This window comes from Streptomyces sp. NPDC002643, assembly GCF_053592555.1.
The window spans coordinates 26,199-37,644 of record NZ_JBSFVY010000013.1 but is presented as its reverse complement, the minus strand read 5'-3'; the positions used below and the strand labels follow the sequence as shown (position 1 = coordinate 37,644).

Genomic DNA, 11,446 nt, shown 5'->3' with positions numbered 1-11,446 from the left:
GCCCGTCGGCCGTCGTGCGTTCGAAAGCGCCGAGCATAGCGGAGCACCTGTGCACCACACGCCGCTCAACTACCGTGTGAATATGGGCAATTGACGCGGAAAGAAGCGGGCCTCCAGCTTCCGGCCTCGGGCCGAGCCACGGCCGGAGGGCGAAGTGACCAAGGTGTGACCGGGATGACAGCGCGGGTCGAAAGGGTGGATCACGAGACGCCGACGGCGACCGCCGACGGCCCGACGCACGGTGCCCCGGCTGTGCACGGCACGCAGCCGCCGCAGCCGACCCACCTCGCCCCGGAAGGGATCGATCCATCCATGACCCGCGTACGAACTGCCCTGTCCTCACATACGGCTCGCGTGCTGGCCACAGGGCTCACCTTTCTCTCCATCACCGTGGCCGGCGTCGCCACGGTGGACGCCGCGCCCCGAGGCGCCGCTGACCCGTCCGGCACGAGCCAGGCCCTCGCGGCGCCGCGCCAGACCTTCCAGAACGACGCGACCAAGCGCTGTCTGGACGACCACGGCGGTCTCGGCAACCTGCGCACCTTCCCCTGCAACAACACCGACTTCCAGAAGTGGGAGGTCTTCACCGTGGGCAGCGCCCGCGTCCTGAAGAACGTCGCCACCGCGCGTTGTCTGGACGACCACGGCGGCCTGGGCAACCTGCGCACCTTCGCCTGCAACGACAGCGACTTCCAGAAGTGGCAGGTCGCCCCGTACGAGGGCGGCGCCATCCAGATCAAGAGCGTGGCGACCGGCCGCTGCCTCGACGACCACGGGGGCCTGGGCAACCTGCGCACCTTCGGCTGCAACTGGCAGCACTACCAGGCCTGGCGCTGACCGGCGGCGTAACCACCGGCGACAGGGCGGCGCGGCTCGACGAGACCGCGCCGCTCCCCTCCGGCGCCCTCCGCACTCGACTTCATCCACGGCGACGCGTCGCTGGACCGGTCGTCTCAGCCGAACCGCAGGATGCGCGGCGCGAAGGTGCCCTCGGGGCCGTCGGCGCGGCCGATCGACCACACCGTCGTCGTACCCGGCACCGGCGCCAGCCGCAGCGTCCTGGAGTCACCCTCCCCGGCCACCGCGGGCTCGCCGTACTCGGTGAACGACTGCCCGTCCCAGGCGAGGAAATCCGGCCCGGGGACCCACGGGGGAGTGCTGCCCGGCGGGCCCCACTTCTGCGAGCGGGCCACCGCGACCCAGCCCAGCGCGCCGGACGTGTCGGACGTGAGTGAGGTGATCCCGCCGAAGTCGGTGGGCACGGTCACCCTGTTCCACGCCTGCCCGTCGAAGCGGACCAGCAGCGGCGGAATCGGCCGCCCCACCGGGCCGCCGACGAACCCGGCCGTGCCGCCCGCCCACACCTCCGTCGGCGACACCGCGAGCACACTGCCGACGGCCGACCGCGGGAACCCGTACACGACCGTCTGCTCCCACGCCCGCCCGTCCCAATGCGACACGGCCGCGCCCGAGTTGGTCTCGCCCGCCGCCCAGACGTCGTCCGCCGCCAGGATGTGCAGGCCGTACACGGCCCCCGGTGGCGCAGGCACCTGCTGCCAGCCACGCCCGTCCCTGCGGAGCAGGACCTGAACGCCGTCCCGCGAACCGATCAGCCAGGTCTCACCGCCACCGGCGACGACCCTGGTCAGCGCGACACCACTCGGCGGCCGGCTCTCGGACCAGGCGCCGCCGTCGAAACGCAGCAGACGGGCGCCGCCCGCCGAGTCGCGGCCGACCGCCCAGACGGCGGTCGGTGAGCCGGCGACGGACAGCAGCTCTCCCTGCCAGCCGATCCCCGGCAGATTCTGTCGCCGCCACGAGGTTCCGTCCCAGCGCAGCACCAGCGGGAAACCGGGCGCCTCACGGCCGACGGCATCGGCACCCACCGCCCACGCCCGCTCCGGCCCGAACGCCACGGCCTCGTTCAGCCCGGCCTGGGGGCGTACCTGCGTCGGTACCGGAACATGCTGCCAGGCGACGGTGTCCGCCGAGGCCGATTGGAGCCCCCGCTCCCGGCCTTCCGGACACCCTCGGGAACTGATCTTCTAGGATGTCGGCCGCGTGTCGACGTCGGTCGAGGTCGTCGGCGTGACCTGCGGTCGATGTGGCCTGCGGTCCTGTCATCTGTGTCTACGGGGGCGAGTTTCGGTGTTCGGAATCATCAGGCCATGCCGTCATCGGCTGGGCGAGGGCCTGCGTACCGAGTGGATGGCGCATCTGTGCGGACTGTGCCTGGCGCTGCGCGGCGAGTACGGGCAGTTCGCGCGGGTGGCCACCAACTACGACGGGCTGATCGTCTCGGTGCTGACCGAGGCGCAGTCGGAGCGTACCGGCGACTGGCGGCGCGGTGCCGGTCCGTGCCCACTGCGCGGGATGCGGTCGGCCGATGTGGCGCAGGGCGAGGGCGCCCGGCTGGCGGCGACGGTGTCGCTGGTGCTGGCCGCGGCGAAGATACGTGACCATGTGGCCGACGGCGACGGCCTGTTGGGGCGCCGCCCGGTCACCCTGGCGGCGCGACGCATCGCCCGGGGCTGGGACCGCGCGGGTGCCGTGGGCGGCGAACGGCTCGGCTTCGACACGGCGGTGCTGCTCGACGCGGTCGAACGCCAGTCGGAGATCGAGAGGTCGACCGGCCCGGGCGGCTCGCTGCTGACGGTCACCGAGCCCACGGAGACGGCGACCGCCGCCGCCTTCGCGCACACCGCGGTCCTCGCCGACCGCCCGGGCAACGCCGAACCGCTGGCGGAGGCCGGCCGTCTGTTCGGTCGGCTGGCGCATCTGCTGGACGCGGTGGAGGATCTGGACGCGGACGAGGCGTCCGGCGCCTGGAACCCGATCGCCGTGACCGGCGTGGACCGCGCCGAGGTGCGCCGGCTCTGCGACGACGCCGTCCATGGCATCCGACTCGCCCTGTCCGACGCCGAGTTCGTCGACGGACGGCTGGTACGGGCGCTTCTGGGCGCAGAGTTGGAACGTGCCGTCGACCGAGTCTTCTCGCCCCACCCCCACCCCCACCACCAGCACCGCCACCAGGGACGGACCCCGTTCACGCTGCCCTGGCCGGGACGTCGTACGGCGACGAAGGCGCCCTCGGGGACCGGCACGGCCTGTGGCGTCGAGGCGCTCGCGGGCGCGGTCGGGGAGGGCGCCCCGACGGCGTCGCGTCGGCCGGAGGAGGGGCAGTGCCGACGCTGCGGCCGGTGGCGCCGGTTGTGCGCCACCTGCGAGTCGTGCTTCGACTGCTGCGCCTGCGAAGAGGGCGACGCGGAGCCCTTCGAGTTCGGCAACGGCAACGGCAACGGCAACAGCGGCTCGGGTCGCGACGGCTCCGGCCGGGACGGCGGCGGGGGCGACGGCTGGTCCGGCGGCCAGGGCGGCGGCAACTCGGGCGGCTCCTACGGCGGTTCCAGCGGTTCGGGCGGCGGTGGTCGTGGTTCCGGTGGTTCCGGCGGAGGCTCGGGCGACGGCTGCGGCTGCGGTGACGGCGGCTGCTGCAACCCGTGCAAGTGCTGCGACTGCTGCGACTGAACCCCGTACGAGCCCGGCGGGTCCCGTCGGCCGACCCCGTGCCGGGTCGACCGACCCCGTGCGAATTGGGCCCTCATGGACCATTTGCGCCTGGAGGATTCTACAAATCTGGGAATTCGCTGAGCATTCGGTGTGCAGATCCGTATGTGAGGGCGCGCTTGATCCAATGCCGGGAGCCTGCCGGCCCCGGAGATGTCCTTGAGAGGCCCGATGAGACGCAGCACGCGAAAGAGATCGAACACCGCCCGCCGGACAGTGGGCGCGGTGGCCGCGGTGGCCATAGGGGCCGGCGGACTGGTGGCGGTCAACATCTACGCCTCGGCCGGTGAAACGAGCGGGACGAGCGGGACGAAGGGCTCTGCCCAGAAGCAGGCGCTCGCGGCCGGAACGTCCACCATCGACTGCCCCGATGTCGGCCAGAAGCTGACATCCGTGCCGGCCCAGGCCAAGGCCCAGGTCGACAAGGAACTGGCACTTCTCGACAAGCAGATATCCGAGGCGTACCAGCGCCTCTCCACCTCCCAGAAGGCGATTCAGCAGGACCCCAACTTCGCGCAGAACGCGATCGTGGGCCCCCTGAAGGACAAGCGAAAGGCGACCATCGACCGGATCGCCACCGCCATCGGCCGTGTGGCAGCCAAGCCGCAGGGCCTCGACGCGTTGGCGCCGTGCACACTGCGCGCCACCGGCAGCCAGCCCACCCCCGGTCAGGGCGGCGGCAACAACCAGGGCAACGACCAGGGCGGCGACAACACCAACGCGGGAAGCACCGGCAACGGCCCCGTCGCCGCCGACTTCGTGGACATCACCAAGGTGAAGCCCAATGTCCGCACGCCCGCCAGGTCGGGGAAGGCGTCGAAGGGCGTCTTCGTCAGCAAGTGCGGGGTGAACGCCAACAAGCTGTACAACAGCGACAACGTCATCGTCGCCCCCGGTGTCACCAACGGCGCGCACCACATGCACGACTACGTCGGCAACCAGGACAACGACGCCTTCTCCAGCGACCAGGACTTCGCCAAGGCCCAGACCAGCTGCAAGAACAAGGGCGACAAGTCGTCCTACTACTGGCCGGTGCTGCGGCTGCAGGACGGCACCAAGGAGTTCGACGCCGACCAGCAGGGCGGCGGCGCCGAGGGCAACACGGGCCGGATTCTGACGGCCAAGCAGGCCACCTTGAACTTCGTGGGCAGCCCCCGCGGCAAGGTGGTGGCGATGCCCAAGTTCCTGCGCATCATCACCGGTGACGCCAAGGCGTTCGTCAACGGCACCGCCAACGCCAACGCCTCCTGGAGCTGCACCGGCTTCGAGAACAAGGTGCAGCTGAAGGACAAGTACCCCCTGTGCCCCTCCGGTCGCGACGTGGTGCGCACCTTCAAGTTCCAGAGCTGCTGGGACGGCACGAACATCGACAGCGCCAACCACCGTACGCATGTGGCCTTCGCCGACGCGAGCGGCAACTGCCCGGCCGGCTTCAAGGCCATCCCGCAGCTGGTGCAGCGGCTGGTGTACGACGTGGACGCGCCCAGCATCAAGGACAACGGCAAGACCCGGCCGTTCTTCTCCCTGGACAGCTTCCCCGAGCAGCAGCACAAGCCGGTCACCGACCACGGTGACTTCATCAACGTCTTCGACCCGAAGCTGATGAACAAGGCGGTCCAGTGCATCAACACCGGACGTAAGTGCAGCTGAGGTCGTGTACCGACCGACGGTGGGTGCCGTGCTCACGGCGCCCACCGTCATGGTCCTCCGGCCGCCGCGGGCGCGGCGGGACGCGGGGCGGTGTCAGTCGTCGATCGCCTGGTAGAGCGTGGTCCAGAAGTCGTGCATGAGCCGCACCGAGTCCGGGACGGACGCCCCGACCTGGGTGAGCAGGATGCCGGTGACCTGGTTGACCGGGTCGGCGTACGTCGACGTTCCGCTGCCGCCGTCCCAGCCGAACTGGCCGACGGGCGCGTAGTCGCCGCGGTAGGTGCGCGCCGCCATGCCGAAGCCCCAGCCGCCGTGCTGCCCTTGGCCGAACGACACATGAACGCTGTCGGCGGCCAGGGCGTTCCGGGCGGCGTTCTGCTCCGGAGTGAGCCGGTTGGTGGTCATCAGCTCGACGGCGGGCCGGGACAGAATCCGCTGCTTTCCGTGGCGGCCGTGATGGAGCAGCATCCGGAAGTAGGCGTGGTAGTCGTCCACGGTGGACACCAGCCCGCCACCGCCGCCCTGGAACGCCGGAGGCCGGCTCCACCGTCCCCCCTTGGCCTCGTCCCACACCAGGAACTCTCCGGTCTGCGGGTCGGGGGCGTACAGCGTCGGCAGCCGGTCGATCTTGTCGTCGGGTACGTGGAAGCCGGTGTCCTTCATCCCCAGCGGATCGAAGACGCGTTCCCGCAGGAACGTCTCGAACGGTTGGCCGGTGACCCTGGCCACCAGCACGCCGAGGAGGTCGTTGCTGATGTGGTACTGCCAGCGCTCCCCGGGCTGGTGCATGAGCGGTAGCCCGCCCAGGCGGCGCATCCACTCGTCCGGCTCGGGCATCGGCTCCGGCAGATTGGGCGTGAGCCCCTGCTCGAAGACCGCGTTCATGATCGGAGTGCCCAGCGACATCATGTCCATGCCGAGCCCGAACGTGGACGTCAGCACGTCCCGTACGGTGATCGGCCGCCGCGCCGGCACCGTGTCGTCCAGCGGGCCGTCGATCCGCATCAGCACCTGACGGTCGGCCAGTTCCGGCAGCCATGACTCCACCGGGTCGTCGAGGCGCAGACGGCACTCGTCCAGCAGGACCATCGTCGCCGCGACCGTCACCGGCTTGGACGTGGACGCCATCCGGAAGATCGTGTCCCGGCGCATCGGAGCACCGCCGTCACGGCTCATGGCGCCGATCGCCTCGACGTGTGTCTCGTCGCCCCGGCCGACCAGGGCGACGAGCCCCGGAATCCTCCCGGACTCGACAGGTCGTGCCAGCACCTCGCGCAGTCGGCGCAGCCCTCTGTCGGAGAAGCCGCCGTTCCCGTTCCCCATCGCGAACCCCCATGCGTACGGTCACCTATATTCAACAATTGCTGAACGCATGCGAGGCTACATTGCGTTTACTGATCCGTCAAAGATTGAGGAGAGGTCATATTGCAGCAGAATCAGGGGAGTTGAGACCAGAATTGCAATGATGCTGACGCTGAACGCAATAGACGATGAGGGCTAGGATTGCAATGGCGCTGCGAATGAACGCATGCCGTGCGGAGAGGGGACGAGCACCGATGCCCGGAGGCAGACTCACCCATGAGGAGCGTCGGCAGATCGCCGAGGGACTGGCCGAGGGGCTCGGCTACACGGAGATCGGCCGCCGCCTGGGGCGCCCCTCCTCGACCGTCATGCGCGAGGTCACCCGGAACGGCGGCCCCGACGGCTACCGGGCGGACCAGGCGCACGAGGCCACACGGCATCGCGCCCGCCGACCCCGGCGGGAGCCGCCCCAAGCCCCGCCGATCCCCGACGGCGGGCACGGCCGAGACCCTCAAGCGGTCCAGGACTTCACGGAGTTCTTCACCACTCTGCTCGAACAGCAGGGCCTGCCCCGGATGATGGCCCGGGTGCTGGCCTGCCTGTTGATCGCCGACTCGGGCACCCTCACCGCCGTCGACCTGGTCCAGCGGCTTCGCGTCAGCCCGGCGTCCGTCTCGCACGCCGTCACCTTCCTCGAACAGCAGGGACTGCTCAAGCGGCAACGAACTCCCGGCGGCCGCCGCGAACGCTATGTCATCGACGACGAGGTCTGGGTCCGGTCCGTCCTCGCGGCGGTGAAGTCGAACGACGATCTGGCGGCCGCGTCGCAGCGCGCCACCGAAGTCCTGGGAGCCACGACCCCGGCCGGCGCCCGCTTCGCCGCCTCCGCCGAGTTCCTCCTCCTCGTGAACGAGTCCCTGCTGAAGGTCATGGAACAGTGGCGGCGGACCCAAGCCGCCCGGAACGCCGGACCACAGTGATGACGGATCGACTTCCCCTCCCGTACGTCACGGTGGAGGGCTGTCGGCTACTGCTCGCCCAGACCGGTGGCGCGCTGGTCCACCTCGATGTCCGAGCGCGGTACGCCGGTGAACCGGGTGGGCCGGAAGGCATCGAGAAGGTCCTGTGCCCGGTCGGTGGTGAGTTCGGCGGCGGCCAGGCGGCCCAGAATCGGAGCCAGGGTGACCCCGCTGTGCGAGACCAGGCAGTAGACGCGGGACCGCGCGGAGGCGTAGCCGGCGACGGTGTGGCCGTCCGCGGGCAGTGACCGCAGGCCGACCCGCAGGCCGATCTCCGGTGCCCGGCCGGGCTCGGGCAGCAGCGCGGAGAACCGTCGGGCGAGGGTGCTCGCGATTTCCCCGTCGATCGACGGGGGGTTCGCCGGATCGACGTCGGCGTTCAGATCGAGGGCCTGCAGGACCGTCTGCCCGTCGGCCCCGGGGCGGAGATTGAGGCCGGGGCTGTGGATCACACAGCGCAGGTCGAGGAGAGGGGACCTGGCGTATCCGAGCAGGCCGACCGTCTGGGCTCCGCGGCCGGTGTCCGTCACCATGGGAACGTCGATCCCGGCCCGCGCGGCGAGCCCTTGTGTCCAGCGGCCTGCCGCCAGGACGACGCGATCGCCCTTGTGGACCCCGCCACCGGCCAGGGTGACGGCCACCGCGTCGGACCCGTCGTCGATGGCCTCGACCTCGCCGATCACATGGGCGGCGCCGTGCCGCTGGGCATCCGTCAGCAGGTTCCGCACGAAGAGTTCCGGCAGAACGTATCCCTCGCTGGGGAAGTGCGCGATGGACGTGATGCTCGCCGGAACGCGGAGGTCGCCCGCGAGCCGCCCCGCTTCGTCGGGCGTGACCCACCGCGCGGGGTAGCCGACGGAGCACAGCCGTGCCACGTTGTCGGCGAGCCGCTGCTCGTTCGCGGCGTCCGCCCACTGCAGCGCGCCGCTGGGGAAGTAGGACGGTGCGCCGGGCAGTCGCTCGGCCAGCCTGGCGTGCTCCTCCATCCCCGCGAGGTTCAGCCGGTGGTAGGCGGGGTCGGGCTTCCGGCTGGAGTTGGTCCAGGCGAACGTGGTCGAGGACGTACCGGTACCGGCTCCCCGCTGATCGAGCAGGAGCACGTCCTCGCCGGCGACGGCGAGCTGTCTCGCGACGCTCACGCCCAGCACACCGGCACCGATGATGATGACCTTCATTGTGTGCGCATCCCCTTTCCGAAAAGCGACACGTTGCTCACATGGCCGGCACCGGAAGCTCCAGGAAGAACTCGGCGGTTCCGGGACGGACGAGGGTCGTGACCACCTCGACGGTGGTCGCGTCGGCGGCACGCAACTCCCTGCGCCTCATCAGCGCCGGAGTTCCGATCTCGCTGTGCAGCAGCGCGGCGTCGTGCTCGCCGAGGGTCACCGGGTCGAGATAGAGCCGGATCGCGTCGATCGGTACGCCTCCGCGCTGCAGATACGGGAGGGTGACGAGGTCTTCGAGGTTCTCGCCCAGCAGGTCGGGAGCGGCCGAGAAGAGCACGACGTGCCGCTCGACCGACTGCGGCTCCTCACGCACGTTCAGCTTGCGGCGGACCAGCTCCACCACGGCCGTGTCGGCGGCGGCGCCGGGCAGGGCCAGGACGGCGTCGGCGGCCCTGACGATCCGCGCGGAAACGACCTCGTGCCTGCCCGGTGTGCCCTTGGCGGCTACCGAGGGGGTGACGAAGTTGAGCAGGTTGATCTGCCGCGCCACATCCGCGACGAACGTTCCGTGCCGCCGCCGGCGGATCGCCAGTCCGGCCTCCGCCAGGTCGTTGAGGACACGCTGGGCCGTGGCACGGCTGACGCCGTACTGGACGGCGAGATCCTTCTCGGCCGGCAGCCGCGTGCCCGGAGGCAGCTCCCCGGCCCGGATCTTCGTTTCGATCTCTCGTCTGATCTGTACGTAAAGCGGCGCGCTCATGTCCAACCCGTCCCTGCAACGAACCGGCGAGAACGAGCTGACCTGCCAGTTGCCAGTTCTTCGGTATCCGTCTGCCGGCGGCGTACGGTGGTTCTATAGACCGTACAATTAATCAATTGACCGGTCAATTGGCTGGGCAAGGCTCTTGGGCAACAGGCTGGTCGCACCCCCGACCAGTAAGATCCTGCTGGCCCGGGCCGTGGCCGCGACGGCGACGACCAGGGCCGTGACGGTGTGACGGGGGCTGACCGGAAGGTGTGCTGAACATGACCGGGCAACGCGACCGTTGGGCGGAACTCACCGGCGGACAGGCCGGGGAGGAATACGCTCGGCGATTCGCACGGCTCGCCGCATCGGGCCACGACATCCACGGCGAGGCCACCTTCTGCGACGCGCTGCTGAAGCCCGCCGCCCGGATTCTCGACGCGGGCTGTGGCACCGGACGCGTCGCGATCCGGCTCGCCGAGCTGGGCCACTCCTGCACCGGCGTGGACATCGACCCCTCGATGCTCGCCGTCGCCCGCCGTGACGCCCCCGCACAGGAGTGGCTCCTCGGCGACCTGGCCCGCCTGGACACCCTTGGCCTGGAACCGGGCTTCGACCTGGTGCTCGCCGCCGGAAACGTCATCCCGCTGCTGGCCCCCGGCACCGAGCCGGCCGTCGTCCGGCAACTGGCCGCCGTACTGCGCCCCGGCGGACTGCTGGTCACGGGCATGGGCCTGGACGCGGCACACCTGCCGCTGCCGGAACCGCCGGTGACCCTGGCCCAGTTCGATGACTGGTGCACCCGGGCCGGACTGGCCCTGAGGCAGCGCTACGCCACCTGGAGCGGAGATCCCTACCAGGAGGGCTGCGGCTATGCCGTCAGCGTGCACTCCCGCACCACCGCATGAGTCGTGCACTCCCGCACACCACATGAGTGGCGAGTGCGTGGGGACGTTCCCGCGCCGGCGACGGCACCGTGGCGTGGCGCGGGCTCGTCAGGACCCTCGGGTGCCCGCCGTGGAACAGTGGAAGCGGGACCGAGCCGACGCCGACACGGGACGGGCCCGCTGAGGCCGGCGGCGGGCCGAGGAGGACGCGATGAGTCACCCTGTGCTGGCGGGCGTCGACGGATCGGAGCGCAGCCTGGCCGCGGCCGACTGGGCGGCGCGGGAAGCGGTCGTGCGAGGGGTCCCGCTGCGTCTCGTGCACGCCTCCCCGCCCCTTCCGGGCGATGCCGTCCCGGACCAGGCCGCCAAGACGCTGCACCGTGTCGGAGAGCGTGTGCTCCAGCGGGCGATCACCGATCTCGGAGCCCGCTACTCGGACCTGCCGGTGCGGGGCGAACAGACCGCCGAGGCCCCGGCCACGGCACTCCTCGCCGCGGCGGCCGGTGCCGGGCTCCTCGTGGTCGGCACCCGGGGCTCGGGCGGCTTCGACGGACTGGCGGTCGGCTCGATCGCCCTTCGCACCGCCGCGGCCGCCGTCTGCCCCGTCGTGCTGGTGCCCCGGCAGCCGCTCGGCGGCTTCGAGGCCGGGACGGGCACGGCCCGCGCGGCCCGGGTCGTCATGGGTTTCGACGCCCACCGTCCCGTCGGCGAGGTGGCGGACTTCGCGTTCGCGTCCGCCGAGGCCCGCCGGGCGCCACTGCGTGCCGTACAGGCGTGGACCCTTCCCGCCGAGTCCGTCTCCCCGCAGAGGCTCTTCGTCACCGAGGAGGACCGTGCCACCTGGGAGGACCAGGAAGTCCTCCGGGCGGCCGACGCCCTGCGCCCATGGCAGGACAAGTACCCGGAGGTGACCGTCCGCACCGACGTCGTCCTCCTCCACCCCGCACAAGCGCTGCTGAACGCCTCCCACGAGCCGGACCTGCTGGTCGTGGGCCGTCGCAGCGACCCGCAGGCCGCCGAGGGCCGACTGGGGCCGGTGACCCACGCCGTACTGCACCACACCCGCTGCCCGGTGGCCGTCATACCGCACACCGGGTGACGGCGGAGAGA

At 71.0% G+C, this 11,446-nt stretch carries 10 protein-coding genes; 6 read left to right on the top strand and 4 right to left on the bottom strand.

The window, feature by feature from the left end:
- Positions 1-174: 174 nt before the first annotated feature.
- Positions 175-837, top strand: a complete 663-nt coding sequence (locus tag ACWD4G_RS20815; RefSeq protein ID WP_451295449.1) for an RICIN domain-containing protein — start codon at positions 175-177, stop codon at positions 835-837.
- 116 nt (positions 838-953) lie between these two features.
- Here ACWD4G_RS20815 and ACWD4G_RS20810 read toward each other — a convergent pair whose 3' ends face one another.
- Positions 954-1,916, bottom strand: coding sequence for a hypothetical protein (locus tag ACWD4G_RS20810; protein ID WP_451295447.1), 963 nt, complete (start codon positions 1,914-1,916; stop codon positions 954-956).
- 232 nt (positions 1,917-2,148) lie between these two features.
- Here ACWD4G_RS20810 and ACWD4G_RS20805 point away from each other — a divergent pair, with 232 nt between their 5' ends.
- A complete protein-coding gene (locus ACWD4G_RS20805) occupies positions 2,149-3,528 on the top strand; it encodes a DUF5685 family protein (protein ID WP_451295445.1) in 1,380 nt (459 codons plus the stop codon).
- Between the two features lie 210 nt (positions 3,529-3,738).
- Entirely contained in the window at positions 3,739-5,217 is a 1,479-nt protein-coding gene (locus tag ACWD4G_RS20800) for a DUF1996 domain-containing protein (protein WP_451295443.1), read from the top strand.
- 93 nt (positions 5,218-5,310) lie between these two features.
- Here ACWD4G_RS20800 and ACWD4G_RS20795 read toward each other — a convergent pair whose 3' ends face one another.
- Positions 5,311-6,540: a serine hydrolase domain-containing protein gene (locus ACWD4G_RS20795; RefSeq protein WP_451295441.1), complete on the bottom strand. Its 1,230-nt coding sequence runs from the start codon at positions 6,538-6,540 to the stop codon at positions 5,311-5,313.
- 233 nt (positions 6,541-6,773) lie between these two features.
- Between ACWD4G_RS20795 and ACWD4G_RS20790 the strand changes: the two genes are divergently transcribed.
- Positions 6,774-7,499 carry a helix-turn-helix domain-containing protein gene (locus ACWD4G_RS20790; protein WP_451295439.1) on the top strand — a complete coding sequence of 242 codons (726 nt, stop codon included), beginning with the start codon at positions 6,774-6,776 and terminating at the stop codon, positions 7,497-7,499.
- A gap of 47 nt (positions 7,500-7,546) precedes the next feature.
- On the opposite strand, the gene ACWD4G_RS20785 is transcribed toward ACWD4G_RS20790, so the two are convergent.
- Positions 7,547-8,713 (bottom strand): NAD(P)/FAD-dependent oxidoreductase, encoded by a 1,167-nt coding sequence (locus ACWD4G_RS20785; RefSeq protein WP_451295437.1) that lies wholly within the window; start codon positions 8,711-8,713, stop codon positions 7,547-7,549.
- 37 nt (positions 8,714-8,750) lie between these two features.
- Positions 8,751-9,464, bottom strand: coding sequence for a GntR family transcriptional regulator (locus ACWD4G_RS20780; protein ID WP_451295435.1), 714 nt, complete (start codon positions 9,462-9,464; stop codon positions 8,751-8,753).
- A gap of 266 nt (positions 9,465-9,730) precedes the next feature.
- Between ACWD4G_RS20780 and ACWD4G_RS20775 the strand changes: the two genes are divergently transcribed.
- Both ACWD4G_RS20775 and ACWD4G_RS20770 read left to right on the top strand, forming a co-directional pair.
- Positions 9,731-10,357 (top strand): class I SAM-dependent methyltransferase, encoded by a 627-nt coding sequence (locus tag ACWD4G_RS20775; RefSeq protein WP_451295433.1) that lies wholly within the window; start codon positions 9,731-9,733, stop codon positions 10,355-10,357.
- 190 nt (positions 10,358-10,547) lie between these two features.
- Positions 10,548-11,435, top strand: a complete 888-nt coding sequence (locus ACWD4G_RS20770; RefSeq protein ID WP_451295431.1) for a universal stress protein — start codon at positions 10,548-10,550, stop codon at positions 11,433-11,435.
- Positions 11,436-11,446: the final 11 nt, after the last annotated feature.